At 66.9% G+C, this 19,647-nt stretch carries 18 protein-coding genes and 1 pseudogene; 15 read left to right on the top strand and 4 right to left on the bottom strand.

Annotation, left to right across the window (positions count from 1 at the left end):
• The first annotated feature begins 29 nt into the window (after positions 1-29).
• Positions 30-688: pseudogene (locus BJQ95_RS13860) on the top strand (helix-turn-helix transcriptional regulator).
• A gap of 55 nt (positions 689-743) precedes the next feature.
• Here the strand turns inward: BJQ95_RS13860 and BJQ95_RS13855 are convergent.
• Complete coding sequence (locus tag BJQ95_RS13855) at positions 744-1,442, bottom strand: TetR/AcrR family transcriptional regulator (RefSeq protein WP_130175913.1); 699 nt, start codon at positions 1,440-1,442, stop codon at positions 744-746.
• Positions 1,443-1,543: 101 nt separating this feature from the next.
• On the opposite strand from BJQ95_RS13855, the gene BJQ95_RS13850 reads away from it, so the two are divergent.
• The 6 genes from BJQ95_RS13850 to BJQ95_RS13825 all read left to right on the top strand — a co-directional run bounded on the left by BJQ95_RS13850 (position 1,544) and on the right by BJQ95_RS13825 (position 9,214).
• Positions 1,544-3,199: an ABC transporter substrate-binding protein gene (locus BJQ95_RS13850; RefSeq protein WP_130175914.1), complete on the top strand. Its 1,656-nt coding sequence runs from the start codon at positions 1,544-1,546 to the stop codon at positions 3,197-3,199.
• A gap of 74 nt (positions 3,200-3,273) precedes the next feature.
• Entirely contained in the window at positions 3,274-4,098 is an 825-nt protein-coding gene (locus BJQ95_RS13845) for an ABC transporter ATP-binding protein (RefSeq protein WP_130175915.1), read from the top strand.
• A complete protein-coding gene (locus BJQ95_RS13840) occupies positions 4,095-4,907 on the top strand; it encodes an ABC transporter ATP-binding protein (protein ID WP_130175916.1) in 813 nt (270 codons plus the stop codon). Before BJQ95_RS13845 ends, BJQ95_RS13840 begins: the two co-directional genes overlap by 4 nt.
• The gene (locus BJQ95_RS13835; RefSeq protein WP_130175917.1) at positions 4,904-5,899 is read left to right on the top strand and encodes an ABC transporter permease; all 996 of its coding nucleotides are present in this window, start codon (positions 4,904-4,906) and stop codon (positions 5,897-5,899) included. The genes BJQ95_RS13840 and BJQ95_RS13835 overlap by 4 nt, the downstream gene beginning before the upstream one ends.
• Position 5,900: 1 nt before the next feature.
• A complete protein-coding gene (locus BJQ95_RS13830) occupies positions 5,901-6,959 on the top strand; it encodes an ABC transporter permease (RefSeq protein ID WP_130175918.1) in 1,059 nt (352 codons plus the stop codon).
• A complete protein-coding gene (locus BJQ95_RS13825; RefSeq protein ID WP_130175919.1) occupies positions 6,956-9,214 on the top strand; it encodes a glycoside hydrolase family 3 N-terminal domain-containing protein in 2,259 nt (752 codons plus the stop codon). Before BJQ95_RS13830 ends, BJQ95_RS13825 begins: the two co-directional genes overlap by 4 nt.
• Before the next feature lie 148 nt (positions 9,215-9,362).
• Here BJQ95_RS13825 and BJQ95_RS13820 read toward each other — a convergent pair whose 3' ends face one another.
• Together BJQ95_RS13820 and BJQ95_RS13815 are read right to left on the bottom strand one after the other, a co-directional pair.
• Positions 9,363-10,328 carry a serine hydrolase gene (locus tag BJQ95_RS13820; RefSeq protein WP_130175920.1) on the bottom strand — a complete coding sequence of 322 codons (966 nt, stop codon included), beginning with the start codon at positions 10,326-10,328 and terminating at the stop codon, positions 9,363-9,365.
• A gap of 135 nt (positions 10,329-10,463) precedes the next feature.
• The gene (locus BJQ95_RS13815) at positions 10,464-10,679 is read right to left on the bottom strand and encodes an AsnC family protein (RefSeq protein WP_130175921.1); all 216 of its coding nucleotides are present in this window, start codon (positions 10,677-10,679) and stop codon (positions 10,464-10,466) included.
• A 143-nt stretch (positions 10,680-10,822) separates the two neighbouring features.
• Between BJQ95_RS13815 and BJQ95_RS13810 the strand changes: the two genes are divergently transcribed.
• The 7 genes from BJQ95_RS13810 to BJQ95_RS13780 all read left to right on the top strand — a co-directional run bounded on the left by BJQ95_RS13810 (position 10,823) and on the right by BJQ95_RS13780 (position 18,234).
• A complete protein-coding gene (locus BJQ95_RS13810) occupies positions 10,823-11,878 on the top strand; it encodes a LacI family DNA-binding transcriptional regulator (protein WP_130175922.1) in 1,056 nt (351 codons plus the stop codon).
• Between the two features lie 4 nt (positions 11,879-11,882).
• A complete protein-coding gene (gene gtfA, locus BJQ95_RS13805) occupies positions 11,883-13,421 on the top strand; it encodes a sucrose phosphorylase (RefSeq protein ID WP_130175923.1) in 1,539 nt (512 codons plus the stop codon).
• 550 nt (positions 13,422-13,971) lie between these two features.
• The gene (locus BJQ95_RS13800) at positions 13,972-14,607 is read left to right on the top strand and encodes a hypothetical protein (protein WP_130175924.1); all 636 of its coding nucleotides are present in this window, start codon (positions 13,972-13,974) and stop codon (positions 14,605-14,607) included.
• A gap of 115 nt (positions 14,608-14,722) precedes the next feature.
• The gene (locus BJQ95_RS13795) at positions 14,723-14,935 is read left to right on the top strand and encodes a hypothetical protein (RefSeq protein WP_205750002.1); all 213 of its coding nucleotides are present in this window, start codon (positions 14,723-14,725) and stop codon (positions 14,933-14,935) included.
• 161 nt (positions 14,936-15,096) lie between these two features.
• Positions 15,097-16,485, top strand: coding sequence for an MFS transporter (locus tag BJQ95_RS13790; protein WP_240694541.1), 1,389 nt, complete (start codon positions 15,097-15,099; stop codon positions 16,483-16,485).
• A 136-nt stretch (positions 16,486-16,621) separates the two neighbouring features.
• Entirely contained in the window at positions 16,622-17,287 is a 666-nt protein-coding gene (locus BJQ95_RS13785; RefSeq protein ID WP_130175926.1) for a bifunctional 4-hydroxy-2-oxoglutarate aldolase/2-dehydro-3-deoxy-phosphogluconate aldolase, read from the top strand.
• A complete protein-coding gene (locus BJQ95_RS13780) occupies positions 17,284-18,234 on the top strand; it encodes a sugar kinase (RefSeq protein WP_130175927.1) in 951 nt (316 codons plus the stop codon). Before BJQ95_RS13785 ends, BJQ95_RS13780 begins: the two co-directional genes overlap by 4 nt.
• A 155-nt stretch (positions 18,235-18,389) precedes the next feature.
• On the opposite strand, the gene BJQ95_RS13775 is transcribed toward BJQ95_RS13780, so the two are convergent.
• A complete protein-coding gene (locus tag BJQ95_RS13775) occupies positions 18,390-19,160 on the bottom strand; it encodes an IclR family transcriptional regulator (RefSeq protein ID WP_165384821.1) in 771 nt (256 codons plus the stop codon).
• A 59-nt stretch (positions 19,161-19,219) separates the two neighbouring features.
• Here BJQ95_RS13775 and BJQ95_RS13770 point away from each other — a divergent pair, with 59 nt between their 5' ends.
• Positions 19,220-19,645, top strand: a complete 426-nt coding sequence (locus BJQ95_RS13770; RefSeq protein ID WP_240694545.1) for a 3'-5' exonuclease — start codon at positions 19,220-19,222, stop codon at positions 19,643-19,645.
• The last annotated feature ends 2 nt before the right edge of the window (positions 19,646-19,647 follow it).

Here is a 19,647-nt window from a genome sequence, read left to right as displayed (position 1 = left end):
GCACAGAACGACTCCATGCGTTGTCCGAGATGCTACGCCGCAACGGCTCAAGGGGTGCTCCGCCGAGCGGCTGGCGAGAGAGTTAGAAGTGTCGGTGCGCACCGTCAAGAGAGACCTCGCTGCGCTCGAGAGCAGCGGCGCGCCGCTCTGGTCCCGCCCAGGTCCGGGCGGTGGCTACGGGATGGCCGTGGGCGCGTCGCTGCCGCCAGTCAGTCTGTCCCCGGCGCAGGCCGTGGCGCTCCTGGCAGCCGTCTCCGCTGCGTCCGATGCCCCCTACGCCGATCTGGCCGCCGCCGGTGTGCAGAAGATCCTGGACGTCCTGGATCCACGAACCCGAGCACGAGCAGACGCTTTGGCCCGCCGCGTCTGGGTCAACGCGCCGCCCTCCTCGTCCAGAGCAACCAGATCTGCGTTGGAGGAGGCGATGGCCGAGCAGCGGGTCCTCCGTCTGCGCTACACATCGGGAGACGGGACCACGACCACGCGCGACGTCGAACCCGTGCTGTTCGCCTCCACGAGCGGCCAGTGGTACCTGGTCGGGTGGTGCCGACTGCGCGATGCCATGCGGTGGTTCACCGTGTCGCGCATCGAGCGCGCCAGCGTAACCAAGGCGGCCTGCACCGGCCACACCATCCAGGAGGTCGGAGAGCCCCCGGCGAACGCCAGACCGGTGCACAAGCGGGGCTGAGCGAAGGAGGAGCCGCCGGGGTGCCTCCAAGCCGTCACGCTGCCGGGCCAGCGCCTCAGGTTCGGGAGTAGTCGGAGAGCTCCGGCCCGGGGCGCAGCACGGCGTTGACGATCGCCCGGATGGCGAACTCGCTGGCCTCGGCGAGTTCGATCTCCTGCGGGTGCAGGAGCCATTGCAGCTGCAAGCCGTCCATCACCGCGAGGATGCTCGCCGAGGCGGCGGCGATCGTCGCGGGCTCGGTGACGCCCTCCTGTTTGCACAGCACGCGGAAGGCATCCGTGACCACGGCCCGCAGAGTGGAGTACCGGTTCTCGAAGAACGGGCGTGCCGGGTGGTCGTCCGTGACGGACTCGGCCGAGAGTACGGTGTAGGTCTGCACGACACCGGCGCGGCGCGAGTTCACGAGGGCCGTCCGCACCAGGTGCAGGAACAGTTCCGGCCCATCCGGGATGTGCTGCTTGTCGAGATCGGCGACGTCGGTCTCGTCGCGGTAGCTGAGCATTTCGAGCAGGAGGTTCTGCTTCGACCCGAAGTGGTGAAGCACCCCGGCGTGGGTGATGTCCACCTGCTCGGCGATGTCGGCGAGGGTGCCGTTCGCGTAGCCCTTGTTGCCGAAGATGCCGATGGCGGCGTCGAGGATCTCTCGGCGCTTGCGCTGCGTCGCGGGCCTGGTGCGGGGCGCCGGGCTCGGGGCTTCCTGTGTCACGGTGCCCCCTTCAGCGGCGACGATGAGGTCTGAATCGTTACTTGTCATATTACCAACCAATTGGTAACGTGCCATCAAGTTACTTACCAGCCAGTAAGATAACTCGTAGGGCGCACCAAAGACGGTGCTGCATCACAAAAGGAGAAGCAATGAGGCTTAGATCAACCTTTATCGGCGCTGGACTGGTGGCGGCTCTCGCACTCACCGGTTGCACCGGAGGCGCCGCACCCACCTCGCAGCCTGAGGGCGGGGCGTCCATCACCATCGCCAAGCCTGACGGAGCGATCACCACGGAGTCGAACAACCCCTGGGTCGGGGATTCGTCCGCGAACAAGCTCGGCTACAAGAACGTCGTCTTCGAACCCCTCGCCATGGTCAACGCCGTCGGCAAGAACGAGACCACCCCCTGGCTGGCCGAGAAAGTCGAATGGAACGCCGACTACACCCAGCTCACCGTCACCCCGCGCACCGGCGTGACCTGGAACGACGGTGAGGACTTCACCGCGGACGACATCGTGTTCTCCTTCAACCTGATCAAAAACACTCCCGCGCTCGACACGGGCAACCTGCAGCTGACCGACGTGGTCAAGGACGGCGAGAACGTCGTCCTCACCTTCGCCGAATCCAAGTTCGTCAAGCAGGCGCAGGTGCTGCACATCCCGATGGTCCCGGAGCACGTCTGGGCCGACATCGCCGACCCGAGCACGGAAGTCAACCCCGAGCCCGTCGGCACCGGCCCGTACACGCTGGACAGCTTCAGCAGCCAGTCGGTCACGATGCAGGCCCGTGACGACTACTGGGGCGGCGACCTCGCCGTGCCGACCCTGTACTACGTCTCGTACAACGACAACACGGCGCTGACCACGGCCCTCGCCAACGGCGACGCCGACTGGGCGCAGGCCTTCATCCCCAACGTGCAGAGCGCATTCGTGGACAAGGACCCCGACCACAACGTGTTCTGGGCGGCCAACGTGATGGCGCCGGACGTCTTGTTCGTCAACCACCAGAAGAAGCCGTTCAACAACGTCGCCTTCCGCCAGGCGGTCAACACCGTCATCGACCGTACGGCACACACCGAGATCGCCCGTGAGAAGGCCGGCCCCGAGCTGTCCTCGGTGACCGGTCTGCCGACCCCGGTGGGCGAGCAGTACATCGCTCCCCAGTACGAGGGCGAGGAGCTCTCGACCGACGTTGACGCCGCTCGCGCGATCCTCGAAGACGCCGGCTACACCTGGGCGGATGACGCCCTGGTCGACCCCGACGGCGAGCCGGTCTCGTTCACCCTCGAGGTTCCGCAGGGCTGGAACGACTACGTCACCGGCATCAGCCTCATCGCCGACCAGGTCACGAAGACCCTCGGCGCCGACGCGAAGGTGAACACGCCGGACGTCGACACCTGGTGGGCCAACAAGCGCACCGGCAACTTCGACGCCATCATGCACTGGACCGACAGCGGCACCACGCCGTACGACCTCTACTCCGACACGATGGACGGTCGCTGGTTGCTGACGGGCGAAGAGGTGGACTACAACTTCGGTCGCTACGAGAACCCGCGTGCCACCGAGCTGCTGAACACCTACGCCACCGCGGCCACCGATGAGGAGCGCACCGCGGCCCTCGAAGAAGTGCAGAGCATCTTCGTCGATGACGTTCCGGTGATCCCGGTCGGCACCCACCCGGTGCTGGGCGAGTACAACACCCGCAACTACGTGGGCTGGCCCAACGAGGACGACCAGTACGCCACGGCTGACCCCCTGCAGGTCACCGTCCCGCTGATCCTCACCAAGCTGACACCGGCCGAGTAGCTCGAATCGAAGGAGGGGCGGACGCTATCGCATCCGCCCCTCCTTCGCCGACCTTCACGAAAGCGACGAAACCCATGTCAGAGCCCCTCCTCACCGTGCACGACTTCTCCATCGTGTACGACGTCGATCCGCCCGTCGAGGCGGTCAAGAACGTCACCCTCCAACTGCAACGCGGCGAGATCCTCGGGCTCGCCGGCGAGAGCGGATGCGGCAAGACCACGCTCGCCTACGGCCTGCAGCGCCTGCTCCGTGCACCCGCGGTGATCACCGGCGGCAGTGTTACCTTCCACGATGCCTCCGGTGTCGACATCGACGTCAACGCCCTCGACATCGAAGAGATGCGACGCTTCCGCTGGGACAAGATCTCGATGGTGTTCCAGGGGGCCATGAACGCTCTCAACCCCGTCACCACGATCGGCGCCCAACTCGACGACGTGTTCCGGGTGCACCGTCCCGACCTGAGCCGGCGCGAGCGCCGCGCCGCCTGCGAGGAGCTCCTCGAGCTCGTCGCCGTCGGTAAGGACCGCATCCGCTCCTACCCGCACGAACTCTCCGGCGGCATGCGGCAGCGCGTGATGATCGCCATGGCGCTGGCGCTGCGCCCACAGCTGATGGTGATGGACGAACCGACCACGGCCCTGGACGTGCTGGTGCAGCGCGAGATCCTGCGCCAGATCTCCCAGCTGCGCCACGAATTCGGCTTCTCAGTGATCTTCATCACCCACGACCTGCCGCTGCTGCTGGAAATCAGCGACCGGATCGCGGTGATGCGTGACGGCGAAATCATCGAACTCGCCCCGGCGCGCGAGCTCTGGGAGCACCCGCAACACGAGTACACCAAGACGCTGCTGGCGTCGTTTCCCCGCCTCACCGGCGAGAGGGGAGTGCTGGTCCGATGACCACGCTCGAGTTTGTCAACGTGTCCAAACGGTACCGGGTGCGCGGCGCCTCGTCGATGCTCGCCCTCGACGACGTGAGCTTCACCCTGCACGACCGCGAGACCATCGCCCTGGTCGGCCAGTCCGGCAGCGGCAAGTCCACCATCGCCAAGATCCTCACCCAGCTGGAGACCCCCACCAGCGGGCAGGTGCTGCTGAACGGCCAGCCCATTCCACGCCACGGCAAGGGCCTGCGCCGCTACCGCCAGACTCTGCGGATGATCTTCCAGGACCCGTTCGCCTCGCTCAACCCGTACCACTCCATTCGGTACCACCTCGAGCGACCGCTGCGGCTGGACAACGTCGTGCCCCCGGCCGACACCGAGGCCGAAGTGCGGCGTCTGCTGGAGAGGGTGCGTTTGGACCCGGGCGCGGTCATCGACCGGCGACCGCACGAGCTCTCCGGCGGACAACGCCAACGCGTCGCCATCGCCCGGGCGCTGGCCTCCCGGCCGGCGCTCCTCGTCGCCGATGAGCCGGTGTCGATGCTCGACGTGTCGATTCGCCTCGGTGTGCTGAACCTGCTCGCCGATCTGCAGCGTGAGGAAGGCCTTGGCGTGCTGTACATCACCCACGACCTCGCCACCGCGCGGCACTTCAGCGACCAGATCATGGTGCTGCACCACGGCCGCGTGGTCGAACACGGCCCCGCCGACGACGTCATTCTCAACCCCCAGCATGAATACACCCGGGAACTCCGCGCGGCCTCACCCGACCCGGAGAAGCACTTCGCGGCCGCAGCGACCCGACCCGAGGGAGGTGTCGCATGAAGATCCCGGTGCGTTTCATCGCCAGCCGTTCCGCGTTCTACCTGTTCACGGCGTTCGCGGCGATCACCATCAACTTCTTCCTGCCCCGCATGATGGCCGGAGACCCCGTCACCGCCTACATGCAGCGAAACGCCGGCCAGATCACCCCCGAGGCCGAACGCTCCCTGCGCATCCTCTTCGGTCTCGACCAGGACAGCACGGTCTGGGAGCAGTACACCGATTACTGGCAGCTCCTGTTCAGCGGTGACCTCGGCCGCTCCTTCTCCAACGGGCTCGCCCCGGTGGGCGAGGTCATCTCCTCGGCGCTGCCGTGGACCCTCGGCCTGGTCGGCATCGCCACCATCGTGTCGTTCCTGCTCGGCACCGCCACCGGCGCCCTGATCGGCTGGCGTCGCGGCAGCAAGGCCGACGTGATTGTGCCGATCTCCACCTTCTTCAGCACCGTGCCGTACTTCTGGCTCGGACTGATCGCCATCGCCGTCTTCTCCTCCACCCTGGGCTGGTTCCCCGCCTCCCACGCCTACGACAAGGGCTCCTCGCCCGCGTTCACCGCCGACTTCATCGGTCAGGTGATCGCCCACGGCGCCCTCCCCGCGATCACGATCGTGATCGCCTCGCTCGGCGGCTGGATCCTCGGCATGCGCAACATGATGCTCACCGTGCTCGACGAGGACTACATCACCGTGGCGCAGGCCAAGGGCCTGCCCAACCGTCGGGTGCTCTGGAACTACGCCGCCCGCAACGCGATGCTGCCGCAGCTCTCCAGCTTCGCGCTGTCGATCGGCTTCATCGTGGGCGGCACCATCGTGATGGAGATGGTGTTCTCCTATCCCGGCATCGGCAAGCTGCTGCTGGACGCGACCACCGCGAAGGACTACCCGCTGATGCAGGGCGTGTTCCTCATCATCACGATGGCGGTGCTGTGCGCGAACATCCTCGCCGACGCCGCGTACGCCATCCTCGATCCCCGCACACGTCAGACGGAGGCCTGAGATGACAATCCCACTTAACCTCACCGGACCGGCCAGCCCCGGCAGCCCCGAGACCGCCCTCCTGATCGCTCCCGGACGGAGCGACCCGCCCAGGGAGAAGACGTTCCTGTCGCAGCTGGCGTCGTCGTTCGCGATGTTCCGCAACCCGAAGTCGCTGACCGGACTCGTCATCCTGGGCGTTTTCGTCGCGGTCGCGCTCCTCGGCGACGTCCTCGCCCCCTACGGCGCGCTCGAGAAGGACTTCACGGCGCTGCGGCAGGCGCCGTCGTGGACCCACCTGCTCGGCACGACGCACATGGGAGAGGACATCCTCAGCCAGATCATCTACGGCACCCGCGGCGTGCTCATCGTCGGATTCCTGGCCGGGATCATCGGCACGGCGATCGCCGTGCTGATGGGTGTCGTCGCCGGGTACACCCGGGGCTGGCGCAGCGAGTCGCTGTCCGCGATCACGAACGTGTTCCTCGTCATCCCGGGACTGCCGTTGATCATCATCGTCGCGTCCCAGTTCGAGAACCCGCCGCTGATCCTCGTCGCCGCCGTGCTGGCCGCGACCGGCTGGGCCTGGGGCGCACGGGTGCTGCGCGCGCAGACCATGTCACTGCGCAACCGCGACTTCATCCAGGCCGCCCGGGCCAACGGCGAGCCGCTGCACCGCATCATCCTGGTGGAGATGCTGCCGAACCTGATGGCGATCATCGCGTCCAGCTTCGTCGGCACCGTCACCGCGGCGGTGCTGGGCCTGACCACCCTGGCCTTCATCGGGGTGATCCCCATCACCAACCTCAACTGGGGCACGATCCTGTTCTGGGCTCAGCAGAACGGCGCCTTCCCGGACTTCTGGTGGTGGTACATCCCGGCCGGGCTCTGCATCGCCATCCTCGGCGTGGCGCTGTCGCTGATCAACTTCGGCATCGACGAGTACGTCAATCCGCGCCTGCGGTCGGCCGGGGAGCGCGCCCGGGCCATGAAGAAGAAGGGTCTGGACATCAACGAGACGATGACCGTCGTACGCACCAGTGAGACCACCACGCACCGCAAGGCAAAGAAAACGACATGACCCTCTCCATCAGCGTCACCGATTCCCTCCCGTACCAGGACTCCGCGCTCACGATCCCCGACCGCGTCGCCGACCTCCTCGCGCGGATGTCGCTGGAGGAGAAGGTCGGGCAGATGCTCCAGCTCGATGCTCAGGAGGACCTCGACGACCACGTCCTGCACAAGCAGGCCGGATCGATCCTGCACTCCTCCCCGGCGTCGATACTGCGGGCCAACGAACTGACCGCTTTGACGCGACTGCGGATCCCGCTCCTCGTCGCCGAGGACTGCATCCACGGCCACTCCTTCTGGGAGGGCGCGACGATCTACCCGACCCAGCTGGCGATGGCGGCGTCCTGGGACGCCGACCTGCTCGAGCGGGTCGCCCGGGCAACGGCGGTCGAGGTGGCGGCCACGGGTGTGCACTGGACCTTCTCACCCGTGCTGTGCATCTCTCGTGACCTGCGCTGGGGGCGGGTGGGCGAGACCTTCGGCGAAGACCCCTTCCTCATCGGCGAGCTCGCCGCGGCGATGGTGCGGGGCTACCAGGGCGAGGGCCTGGCCGATCCGACGGCAATCCTCGCGACCGCCAAGCACTTCGCCGGGTACTCGGAGACGCAGGGCGGGCGGGACGCCAGCGAGGCGGACCTCTCCCGGCGGAAGCTCCGCTCCTGGTTCCTGCCGCCGTTCGAGCGGGTGGCCCGCGCGGGCTGCCGGTCCTTCATGCTCGGCTACCAGAGCATGGACGGCCTGCCGATCACGATCAACGACTGGCTGCTCAGCGACGTTCTGCGCGGCGAGTGGGGCTACACCGGCACCCTGATCACCGACTGGGACAACGTGGGCCGGATGGTCTGGGAGCAGAAGGTGCAACCCGACTACACGCACGCCGCCGCCGCCGCCGTGCGGGCCGGCAACGACATGATCATGACGACCCCGAGGTTCTACCAGGGGGCGCTGGACGCCGTCGACCGGGGTCTGCTCGACGCGAGCGCGTTCGACCCGGCCGTGGCGCGCATCCTCACCCTCAAGTTCGAGCTCGGACTGTTCGAGAACCCCCGGCTGCCGTGCGCCGACCTGAGCGTGATCGTGGGGGATGCCGCGCACGCCCGGCTGAACCTGGAGGCGGCCCGTCGCTCGATCGTGCTGCTGGAGAACGACGGGGTGCTGCCGCTGAACGCAGCCCGCCCGGCCCGGGTCGCCGTGGTCGGTCCCCTGGCCGACGACGCCCAGTCCCAACTGGGCGACTGGGCCGGCGGGTCGGGTCAGGTCGCCTGGCTCGACGGGCAGCCGCGCGAGATGATCACGACCGTGCTCGACGGCATCCGCCAGATCGCGCCGGCGGGCTGGACCGTCAGCCATGCCCGCGGGGCCGACATCCTCACCCTGGAGCCCTATCCCGCCGGAGTGACCTACCCGGACGGGCAGCCCCGCCACCCGCACATGGTGCCGTGCGCGCCCGATCCGGCCCTCATCGCCGAGGCCGTCGCCCTGGCCCAGGACGCGGATGTCGTGGTCGCCGTTGTCGGCGACCGGATCGAACTCATCGGCGAGGCCCGGTCTACGGCCACGCTCGAGCTCATCGGCGGGCAGATCGCCCTGCTCGACGCGTTGATCGCGACGGGCACACCGGTGGTCGTGGTGCTGCTCGCCTCCAAACCGCTGGTGCTGCCGCCGTCGGTGCAGCGGGCCGCGGCCGTGCTGTGGACGGCGAACCCGGGAATGCAGGGTGGCCTGGCCCTGGCCGAGATCCTCCTCGGCGAGGTAGAGCCGTCCGGCCGCCTGCCGATCTCCTTCGTGCGGCACGTCGGCCAGCAGCCGGCGTACTACAACCAGATCCGCGGCCAGCACGGCGACCGCTACGCCGACCTCACCCAGTCGCCCGCCTGGGCGTTCGGGGAGGGGCGCAGCTACAGTGCGGTTCACTACGCCGACCTCGAGCTCGAGCAGACGGCGCTCACGACGGGCGGCACGATCGTCGCTCACGTGACGGTGCGGAACACCGGCGCCCGTGCGGTGCTGGAGACGGTGCAGGTGTACGTGCGCGACGTTGTCACCTCGGTGAGCTGGGCCGACAAGGAGCTCAAGGCCTACCGGCAGGTGCAGGTGGCGCCGGGGGAGTCCGTGCGGGTGCGGCTCGAACTGCCCGTGACCGACTGCAGCATCGTGGATGTCGCGGGGCGCCGGGTGGTGGAACCGGGGGAGTTCCAGCTGCTGGTCGGTCCGTCGTCACGAGAGAGTGCGCTGCTCGGGGCCTCGTTCACTGTCGGGGTGTGACGCCCGCCAGGCGTCGCCGATGAGCCGCTCGAGATCGACGTCGTCGAGCCGCTTGACGTACACACACGACGCGCCGGTGGTGTGCGGACCGCCGAGCTCGGTGTGGATCCACCCGTACCGCCACTGAGGCGGCGACTGAGGCGGCGACTCAGGCGGCGGTGCTGAAGTCCGTGAGCAGACGGAACCCCTGCCGGTCGACGGACCCGTGCCGCGCGGACAGCACGACGACGCCGACGCCGGCGGCTCGGTCCAGGCCGATCCAGCTGCTGAACCCCCCGGTGCTGCCGTTGTGCCAGGTGATCGCCCGGCCGCGGACCTGGAGGGTGATCCACCCCGCGCCGATACCGATCCGCGGACTGTACTCCGCGACCGGTTCCAGGGCGCCCAGACCCCGAGCCGTCCCGGCGAGAACCGACCGGAGGAAGTCGCGCATGGTGCCGATGGTGGCGCGGACGCCCCCGGCCGGCGCGAGACCTTCACCGACCCAGGCAGGCAGCGGGCGTCCGAATCGACTCCGTCCCGTCAGATCCATCGGTCCGAGGTCCTGTTGCCGCGCGGGTGTGGAGAACCCGTCGCCCAGAACGTTCTGGAGGAGCCGGCCGTACCCGCTGCCGGCGGCTTCCGCCACGGCGTGCCCGAGCAACTGAAACCCGAGGTTCGAGTACCGAGATCGCGCGGTGCCCAGCCGCACGGTGCGCGTCTGGTCGAGAAGCTCGGACAGCGACTCCCCGTACGGGTTCACGCCCCGAACGTAGAAATCGAGGGTTCGTCGAATCGGATGCATCCCCGGCGGCAGTCCAGGCAGGCCGGAGCGGTGAATCGCCAGGGAACCGAGACTCACCGAGCCGACCTCGCCGGGACCGTTGAGCGGAAGCACCTCGCGCAGGACCGTCGTCGGCGAGACGAGGCCGCGTTCGGTCGCGTCGCGATACAGCATGCCCGTGAGTGCCTTGGTGATCGACCCGATCTCGAAGGTGGAGTGACGGTCGGCACCCGCCGTGGCGGTCAGGTCACGCTCGGGGGTGATCACCGCCACTGCGGCCACCCCGGATGGGCGGAACGCGCGATCCACAGCGCGAACGAGGTCCGAGTCCCCGGTCCATTCCTTCTCCATGTCGGCCTTCCTCTGCTCACGAAACCAGCGCCGTTTCCCACGCTACGTCAACAGTTGTTGACGACCTCACCTGGTTCACCGTAGAGGGCTCCGCGTTAAAAGTCAACAAATGTTGACAGATTCGGCGACCGCTCGCTATTGCTTGCCGTACTTGCGGTGCACGGCCTGCTTGGTTACACCGAGGCACTGGGCAATGGCTTCCCAGGACAGCCCGGCCTGGCGGGCACTGCGAACGAGGCCGGCCTCGCTGCGCGCGACCTCCCGATGAAGCTCCGCCACGATGTGCAGAGCTTCGGCCGGTCCCTTCCCGCCTATCGATCCGACGAGTGCCTTCAACCGCTCCGCTTCCATTCGTCAATACTAGTTGACGTGCGCTGCTGATTGGCCGCGCGCCCGCCGACCAGCTAAATCGATTCAGCAGGTCTAGTGTGGAAGCCATAGCCGGCAGAGATCAGCCGCCGATCATCGCCCACGAATCACCGAAGAGGCAACCCATGGCAGAGAAGCGGGTCACGCTGGCCGACGTTGCCCGGCGCGCCGGGCTTTCGTCGGCCGCGGCATCCATGATCCTCAACGGCCGCCCGGGCACCCGGCTCTCCGAAGATGCGCACCGGCGGGTGCGAGACGCGGCGCTGCAGCTGGGGTACCGCCCGAATGTCGCCGCGAGGTCGCTCCGCACCGACCAAACGGCCACCATCGGTTTCATCTCAGATGTGGTCGCCACCACCCGCTTCGCCAGCGGGCTCATCCGCGGTGCGCTCGCCGCCGCCGAGGAGGCCGGCCAGGTGGTCTTCGTGCTGGAAACCGGCGGCGATGCCGGCCGTGAGACTCAGGCCGTGCGGGCGATGCTGGACCGGCAGGTTGAGGGACTCATTTTCGCCTCCATGCGCGCCCGGGAGGTCTCGGTGCCGGAGGTGCCGAGCGGGATCCCCGTCGTCATGCTCAACGCCACCAATGCGCTCCACGGTAACTCGGTGCTTCCCGACGAAGAGACCGGCGGCGCCGCCGCGGTTCGGCTGCTCATCGAGCAGGGTCTGGGCGACGCCATCGTGCTCCTCGGACGAAACGACGAGATCGAACAACACACCTCAGCCACGATCGCCCAGCGGATGCGCGGCATCCGCACCGGGATGAGCGCCCACGGTCACGCGTTTCTGGACGAGGTCGCCTGCCTGGACTGGGAGCCCGCCGACGGCTACGCCGCCACGACGGCCCTGCTCGAGCGCCGCGACGATGTGCGAGCGCTGCTCTGCATGAACGACCGGCTCGCGTTCGGCGCGTACCAGGCGATCGCCGAGACGTCGCTGACCATCCCGGAGAGCATCTCGATCGCCTCGTTCGATGACGACGAGATCGCCGGCTACCTCCGGCCGGCGCTGAGCACCGTGGCCCTGCCGCACGAGGCGATGGGCCGCGCCGCCGTCGACATGCTGCTCGCCGCCCAGCCGGGCGGCCCGCTGCTGGTGCCCATGCCCGTCCTGGCCCGGGGCTCGATCCGACGCCACCAGACCTCCCCGAAACCAACCCCCTCGCTACACACAACGGAGTGAAATCATGCGCAACCACGTGCAACTCATTGCCTACGCCGACCGCCTCGGCGGCTCCCTGGCCGGCCTGCAGGGCCTGCTCGACACCGACCTGAAGGGCGTCTTCAACGGTGTGCACATCCTGCCGTTCTTCACCCCGTTCGACGGCGTGGATGCCGGGTTCGATCCCGTCGACCACACCGAGGTCGACGCCCGGCTGGGCTCGTGGGACGACGTGCGCGCCCTCGCCAACACCCACGACGTCGTCGTCGACGTCATCGTCAACCACGTCTCCGCCGACTCGGCGCAATTCCGCGACGTGGTCGCCCACGGGCGGGACTCCCGCTGGTTCGAGATGTTCCTCACCATGGACAAGGTCTTCCCCGACGGCGCCCGGGAAAGCGACCTCCTCGGCGTGTACCGCCCGCGCCCGGGCCTGCCGCTGATCCAGATGACGCTCGGCGATGAACCGCACCTGGTGTGGACCACGTTCACCCCGCAGCAGATCGACGTGGATGTGCGCTCCGAGCTCACCCGGGACTACCTGCGCTCCATCCTCGACGCCCTCGCCGCCGCCGGGGTCACCATGATCCGCATGGATGCCGTCGGCTACGCCGTGAAGACCCCGGGCACCACGAGCTTCATGACGCCCGAGACCTTCGCCTTCATCGAGGAGCTGCGGGTCGAGGCCGCCGAGCGGGGGATGCAGACCCTCGTGGAGGTGCACTCCTACTACAAGCGCCAGGTGGAGATCGCGGCCCTCGTGGACTGCGTCTACGACTTCGCCCTGCCGCCCTTGGTGCTGCACGCCGCACATTCCGGCGATCACGAGCCGCTGCTGCGCTGGCTCGAGGTGCGCCCGACCAACGCCGTCACGGTGCTCGACACTCACGACGGCATCGGCATCGTGGACGTTGGCTCCGACCCCGACACCGGCGAGGCGGGCCTGCTCGACGACCAGCAGCTGGATGCGCTCGTCGAGTCGATTCACGACGCCACCGGTGGAACCAGCCGGCTCGCGACCGGGGCCGCAGCGTCGAACCTGGACCTGTACCAGGTGAACTCCACCTTCTTCGACGCCCTGGGCAGTGACGACCGCCGCTACCTGGCCGCCCGCGCCGTGCAGTACTTCACCCCCGGAGTTCCCCAGGTGTACTACGTGGGCGCCTTCGCCGGCGGCAACGACACCGACCTGCTCGAGCAGTCGGGCGTGGGGCGGGACATCAACCGCCACCGGTACACACCGGAGGATCTGCAGGCCAACCTCACGCGCCCGGTCGTGGCGGCCGGCTTCGAACTCGCCCGGTTCCGCAACACCTTCGACGTGTTCAACGGGTCCTTCACGGCAGCCCGCAACGCAGAGACCAACGGCCTCATCCTGTCTTGGACCGACGGGCCCCGGTCGGCGGCGCTGACGGTGGACCTGCAGTCGGGCGACGTCACGCTGGCTTGGTCCGACGGCGAACAGACCGGCCGGGTCGACGATCTGCTCACGGCGGGCGCCTGGTCGCTGCGCGGGGCGGGCGCCGCTGCGCGCGTGGCGCGCCACCCGCGCAGCGGCGTCTGACCCGCATGCCTCGCGCGGGCCGCACCGCGGGGGCTTTGCGCGCCTCGCGTGCCCTGGCGCGAGACCCGCGGGGCGTCGCCTCGCGCAGCCGTAGCCGTAGCCGTAGCCGCCCGAATTGGCTCCTGGTCGGTCCGTCGTCACGGGACAGCGTGTTGCTCGAAAGCGCCTTCACGGTGATCGAGGGGTAGCAGGCGGGGCGGACGCGCCGAGAGGTGCATCCGCCCCGCGCGGAGCGATGGCCCACACGTTTAGCGGGAAATAGTGACTTTGATAGGACGCAATCGCCGATCGCATCCTATTAAACTCACTATCTCCTCAGCAGCGCTCTGTCCTCGCTCGGCGTACTCCACCGCACGACGACTATCGGCGGCGCGCGGTGGGATTCTCGCCGAGCACGGTCGCCGCCGCGATGAGAATTCTGTCGCGAGTGCCGGGAGCGCTGCTATGGTCGGGTGCCATGGGTGCGTCCGCCACCACGATACTAGCACACTGTGCTAGCGTGGCATCCGTTCACACACACAGTGTGCTAGAACGGCGGGAGGGGAGCAGGATGAAGCAGGGATGGCGTCAACGTCTAGCGGAGCGGCGCATCCGGCCGGGCGACGGTCGGCCGTTGCCCCGGTTCCGCTGGTGGCAGCTGTTCAGCCGCTCGCTGTTCCTCCTCAACACCCCGGCTGCCGACTACGCCGTCGATGTGCGGCACGGGGGTGACGGTCGCGACGGTGAGGTGCGCGCCCGGTTGTACCGCGACGGGCTGCAGCAGGCCCTCTCCAAGATGCCGGCACACTTCCCGGTGGAGGGGGGAGTTATCGAGGTGGAGGCCGGCGGGTTCGGCATGAAGCGCTGCCATTTCGTCACCACCGACGGCGCGGAACGCCTGCTCACGCCGCACCCCGCCTCGGCCCAAGGCCGGAGAGCACGCCTCGAGCAGACGCGCCCTGGCCTCAGCCGGAGTATCGCGGTCGTCTCGACGGCCCTGGTGCTCATCGGTGTCACGTGTGCGCTCCTGCAGCTGATCGATCCGATCTCCCAGATCCCGCCCATCCGGGAGGCGTTCGGTTCGTTCGAGTCCCCGCTGCGGCTGCCGCTCTGGGCAAACATCTCCCTCGGCGTCGTCACCGTACTCGGCAGCACCGAACGCGCCCTCCGGCTGCGCAGCAGCTGGTTGGACAGCATCGCCAACTGACCGGGTCTCCGCTACAGCCCGTGGGACCTGGCACAGATGTCCGCGACCAGTAGCTTGGGCCGCTCGAGCAGCGCGAAGGGCTCGCCCGGGCCACTTCGCTGAACTACGCGATTAGATGACCGACGGCATTGAGACTGAGCAGGGCTGTCAGGGCATGCAGTACTTCGTGAGCATGTTCAACGCCCAGGCCCAGCTGCACCACGTCGACAACGACGGCGACGGCGACCACACTTGGACCGCGGTGCGGGACGTGCGCGCCGCGCATTCGGACAGCTGGGCCTTCGCGCATGTCAATCGATACTCGCGCGAACTCCCAAAGCACAGATGACGCCACCCACACTTACGTCAGCGGAGCCACTTTTTGGCCCGTCTTACGGAGCGCGTCTTGTAGTGCGGGTGGCAGCCGTATACAGTCGAACTTAATCTTCGGGATGTCATCCCGATAATCGGAACTTGCGCATGAGGCGCTCCCAAAAGGAATGGTGGAATGTGACTGAGAACGATGATGTTCGAGGCCGGTCGGTGGTCCTTGGTGGCCCGACCCCTGAACGGACAGCACTGGGGTCGAATGACGGCGCGGCTGATAAGAGACCCGTTCGCCGGGCGGCCTGGGCCGGCCTGATCGGCACCGCCCTGGAACAGTACGACTTCGTGATCTACGGCACTGCAACGGCGATCATCTTTAACCGGATCTTCTTTCCCAACGTGGATCCGGCCATTGGCATCATCGCCGCTTTCGGCGCCTATGCCGTCGGATTTGGCGCGCGCCCCCTGGGTGGGCTGTTTTTCTCCAAGTACGGTGACCGGCTTGGGCGTAAGTGGGTCCTGGTGGCAACCCTCTTCTTGATGGGCATCGCTACCTTCGCCATCGGACTGCTGCCTACCTTCGACCAGGTCGGCATCTGGGCCCCCGTGCTGCTGGTTGCATGCCGCTTCCTTCAAGGCTTCGGAGCCGGCGCCGAGCAGGCTGGCGGTGTGGTGCTGATTGCCGAGACGGCGCCCAAGGGTGCCCGTGGACGCTACACCTCTCTTGTCTTCGTTGGCGCGGCGGCCGGTACAGCGCTGGGAGCGATTGTCTGGATCCTTGCACAAATGATGCCCGAGGAGGCCCTTGAAGCCTACGGCTGGCGGCTGGTGTTTTTCTCGTCGATCTTTGTGACGATCGCTGCCTATGTCATCCGGCGCAAGCTCAAGGAATCGCCTGTCTTCGAGGAAAAGAAGGAGGAAATCGCAGGATCTGCCCGGACGACTCCGGTAGCCGATGTCGTCAAGAACGGACGCAAGAGCCTGTTCCGCGTCTTCTTCATGAACGTGGGTGCTAACGCCCATTCCTACATCTTCCAGGTATTCCTAGGCTCCTACCTCATCTCGCAGCTCAAAATCGACGCGACGTTCATTCCCAAGGTGCTGCTCGTGGGCGCACTGTTCGCATGCGTCTCTGCCTATGCGTTCGGCACTATGTCTGACCGCTTCGGACGCCGCCGGATGTACCTCGTAGTCACCGCGTTCCTGTTTGTCTTCCCGATCCCCGCCTTCCTGTTGCTGAATACGGGAAACCTGTTCCTGATTTCACTAGTGATAGTGCTCGGGTTCATCTTCGCGGCCCAGGGGGCCGTGGGAGTGCAGGCAGCATACTTCCCTGAGCTCTTTGGATCCCGCTACAGGTATGCAGGCGTCGCCCTGGGTCGGGAGTTCTCATCCGTCTTTGGCGGTGGCATCGCCCCGCTGATCTCCTCGGCGCTGGTCACCGCCTTCAGCGGTTCCTGGATCCCTGTGGCCATCTACATGATGGCCATGATGGGCATCAGCCTCTTCGCCACAATCAAGGCCCCCGAAACCGTTGATCGTGACCTGTTCACCGAAGAGGATGCCAAGTGATGCCAGGTACACCCACCCGTATCGTCATCACCGACTGCGACCACACCAGTGCCCTGGCTGTCAGCCGCAGTACTACAGCCCTGGTGAAAACCACCAAGCCGGCAGTACCGACGATCGAGAGCGGGGGGATGGCACGATGATCGAAATCCAGCGCCCACCCGTCTCCGCCATCCTGCAGGCCACCCCGGTTGTGGCAGTCCTCCGCGCCCGCCATGCGCGCGAGTACGCTCCTGTCATCGAAGCCCTGGTCAGGGGCGGAGTCCGCTCCATAGAACTGACCCTGAGTACTGACGGAGTGTTTGCCTTCCTGCCCGAACTGAAACAGGAATTCGGTCCCGACGTGGAAATCGGGGTTGGCACCGTCACTTCCCGCGAGGAGGCCGCACGCGCCCTCGACGACGGTGCTGACTACCTGGTGACGCCCGCCATGGTGGTGGACGTGGTGCACATGGCGGTTCAAGCCGGCGTTCCGGTGTATCCCGGCGGCCTGACGCCCACGGAACTCCTGACCGGGATGCAGGCGGGTGCAACAGCCGTGAAGCTGTTCCCGGCCTCAGCGGTCGGGCCGGGCTACCTGGGGCAGCTGCGCGGGCCCTTCCCGGACATGAGGGTCATTCCGTCCGGCGGAATCGGAATCGATGATGCCGCGGACTGGATCGCGGCCGGAGCCCTTGCAGTCAGCCTGGGCGGCCCGCTGCTCCGTGACGCATTCGCCGGTGGCAGCCTCGCCGCGCTCACCGCCCGGGCCGAACGGCTCAGTTCCCTGGTTGCAGACGCAGTCCGGTCGAGGGGCACCAGATGATCTTCACGGATGTCGTCACTATTGGCGAAACCATGGGACTGATGAAGGCGGAGACGCCAGGCCCGCTGGCCCTGGTGTCCTCACTCAGCCTTGGCATGGGCGGTTCCGAGAGCAACTTCGCGATCGCACTTCGCCGCCTTAACACAACGGTGACCTGGGTTGGCCGGGTCGGCAACGACAGCCTCGGCGAACTCGTCCTTCGTGAGCTCGCCGCCGAGGGGATCGTAGTTGACCCGCTGCACGACCCCACGGCGCCCACCGGCATCATGATTAAGGAACGGCGCACAATGGACCAGCTCAAGGTCTGGTACTACCGGGCCGGAAGCGCAGGGTCTCGGCTGTCAAAGGAGGACATCCCCATCGAACGGATTGCTCATTCACGGCTGCTGCACCTCACCGGCATCACACCCGCCCTGTCACCATCCGCGGCCCAGGCAGCACAATACGCGCTGGACGTCGCGCGCGAGGCCGGTGTAATGGTCTCGTTCGACCTCAACTATCGTTCCTCACTGTGGTCCGAGGAGGATGCCGGAAGGGCATTCCGGAACTATATCGCCCAGGCCGACATCGTCTTCGCAGGCGATGACGAAGCCGTCATAGCGGTTGGCAAGTCGGGGGATTCCCTGGAGCTTGCCCGCAGGATCACCTCCATGGGACCAAGCCAGACCATCATCAAGCGAGGGGCGGAAGGCTGTGCGGCCGTGATCGAAGGAATCGAATACGAGCAGGATGCTGTCAGAGTGAACGCAATCGACACCGTGGGTGCCGGTGACGCCTTCGTGGCCGGCTACATCGCGGACCTGCTGGCAGGCTGCACCGTGCAGGAGCGGCTGCTAACGGCAGTCCGCGTCGGAGCCTTTGCCTGCCTGGTGCCCGGCGACTGGGAAGGTATGCCGCGCAGGCACGAACTTTCCCTGCTGGACGCCACCGAACCCGTGGCACGCTGAACCCGGGCAGAATGCAAGCGGTTTTCGACCTGTCCGCAAACAGACCGCGGATGGAGCGGCCAACCGGTCACAGAAACGAGGAGCACTGTGACCCACCGGTTGCGAGAGTCAGGCCATGGCCGCCGTCGAGGCGCGCGGCACGGCAGGTTCTCGCCTCAGATCCAGGCCCTCTCGAATCCTGGCGGCAGGCACCGGCTCAGCTCAGGCTGCACATCCCGAAGCAGCGCCACGAGAGATTGGATCCGTTCCGGGTTCATGTAGACGCTGGGGGATGAGATGGACACAGCCGCCGCGACCTCACCCAGCAGATCGGGGATGGCGATGCCCACGCACGTGATGCCGAGCTCATTCTCCTGATCGTCCAATGCATAACCGGAGGCCCGCACCTGGTCCAGTGCTTCCTGGAAGGCACCAACATCTCGGATTGACCGGGGCGTCGCCACTGCGGCAGCATCGAAGGTGCTGATGGCCTCGTCATTGCTACGTTGAGCCAGCAGGACCTTGCCCATGGCCGTATTCTGTGCCCGCAGCCTCGCCCCGGGCCGGGACGCCATCTCAATGCCCCGGTGCCCGCGCGCCTTGGCCAAATAGAGTACATCGTTACCACTGAGGATGCCCAGATGCGTAGTGTCCTGAGTTGTCTTGGCAACATCGGCAAGAACAGTCTGCACGGCGTCGGGGAGGCTGATCATCGCCTCCGCCTTGGCGCCGAGCTCAAGCAGCTTGATGCCCAAATGATACCTGTGGTCAGGCCCCTGGCGGAGATACCTGGCTCCCACCAATGAGGTCAGCATCCGATGGGTTGCGGAGCGGCTCAGGCCTGACGCCTGAGTGATCTCTTCCAGACGATTTGCGCCCGCAGCGACGTGATCGAGCAGGCTGAGTCCACGTTCCAGCGTTCGGGCACCAGCAGGATTGGCTTCCATCCAACCATCATGCCACGTATCGGAACCCATCCCACGTATAGGAAGGCTAGGTGACGTTCATGACCATCCATGGGTCAAAGGGTGCCGAGGCGGACTACATCGTGATCCCGGGCATGGTTTCGGGCAAGTGGGGATTCCCGAGCACCATCCCAAACGACCCGGTGCTGCGCATGGCGATGCCCGCCGCCGAGGATTTCAGGCAGGCCGAGGAACGACGGCTCTTCTATGTGGCGATGACCCGCGCTCGCCGGGCGGTCCTGCTGTTCACTGTCAATAAGCGGGAGTCACCGTTCCTGATGGAACTGATTGGCGACCACGGCGTACCGCGGACGAACGCTATTGGCGAAGCCCTCGGGTCGTCCGTGTGCCCCAAATGCGGCCATGGATTCATGGTCAACCGCACCAGCAAGCGCGGCCCTTTCCTGGGTTGCGGACGTTGCCCGCGGTGCAAGACCACCCTGCTCGTCGTCGGGCCAACGGCGTAGAA

This window comes from Cryobacterium sp. SO1 (assembly GCF_004210215.2).
GTDB lineage: Bacteria > Actinomycetota > Actinomycetes > Actinomycetales > Microbacteriaceae > Cryobacterium.
The sequence above is the reverse complement of the archived record's forward strand: the minus strand, read 5'-3'. Positions and strand labels throughout refer to the sequence as shown.

Bases quoted from the DNA above. Each gene is read 5' to 3' on its own strand.
- BJQ95_RS13830 (WP_130175918.1), top strand. From the start codon at position 5,901: ATGACAATCCCACTTAACCTCACCGGACCGGCCAGCCCCGGCAGCCCC.
- gtfA (WP_130175923.1), top strand. From the start codon at position 11,883: ATGCGCAACCACGTGCAACTCATTGCCTACGCCGACCGCCTCGGCGGC.
- BJQ95_RS13820 (WP_130175920.1), bottom strand. From the start codon at position 10,328: ATGGAGAAGGAATGGACCGGGGACTCGGACCTCGTTCGCGCTGTGGAT.
- BJQ95_RS13810 (WP_130175922.1), top strand. From the start codon at position 10,823: ATGGCAGAGAAGCGGGTCACGCTGGCCGACGTTGCCCGGCGCGCCGGG.
- BJQ95_RS13825 (WP_130175919.1), top strand. From the start codon at position 6,956: ATGACCCTCTCCATCAGCGTCACCGATTCCCTCCCGTACCAGGACTCC.
- BJQ95_RS13775 (WP_165384821.1), bottom strand. From the start codon at position 19,160: ATGGAAGCCAATCCTGCTGGTGCCCGAACGCTGGAACGTGGACTCAGC.
- BJQ95_RS13800 (WP_130175924.1), top strand. From the start codon at position 13,972: ATGAAGCAGGGATGGCGTCAACGTCTAGCGGAGCGGCGCATCCGGCCG.
- BJQ95_RS13850 (WP_130175914.1), top strand. From the start codon at position 1,544: ATGAGGCTTAGATCAACCTTTATCGGCGCTGGACTGGTGGCGGCTCTC.
- BJQ95_RS13845 (WP_130175915.1), top strand. From the start codon at position 3,274: ATGTCAGAGCCCCTCCTCACCGTGCACGACTTCTCCATCGTGTACGAC.
- BJQ95_RS13785 (WP_130175926.1), top strand. From the start codon at position 16,622: ATGATCGAAATCCAGCGCCCACCCGTCTCCGCCATCCTGCAGGCCACC.
- BJQ95_RS13780 (WP_130175927.1), top strand. From the start codon at position 17,284: ATGATCTTCACGGATGTCGTCACTATTGGCGAAACCATGGGACTGATG.
- BJQ95_RS13835 (WP_130175917.1), top strand. From the start codon at position 4,904: ATGAAGATCCCGGTGCGTTTCATCGCCAGCCGTTCCGCGTTCTACCTG.
- BJQ95_RS13770 (WP_240694545.1), top strand. From the start codon at position 19,220: ATGACCATCCATGGGTCAAAGGGTGCCGAGGCGGACTACATCGTGATC.
- BJQ95_RS13855 (WP_130175913.1), bottom strand. From the start codon at position 1,442: ATGACAAGTAACGATTCAGACCTCATCGTCGCCGCTGAAGGGGGCACC.
- BJQ95_RS13815 (WP_130175921.1), bottom strand. From the start codon at position 10,679: ATGGAAGCGGAGCGGTTGAAGGCACTCGTCGGATCGATAGGCGGGAAG.
- BJQ95_RS13840 (WP_130175916.1), top strand. From the start codon at position 4,095: ATGACCACGCTCGAGTTTGTCAACGTGTCCAAACGGTACCGGGTGCGC.
- BJQ95_RS13795 (WP_205750002.1), top strand. From the start codon at position 14,723: ATGACCGACGGCATTGAGACTGAGCAGGGCTGTCAGGGCATGCAGTAC.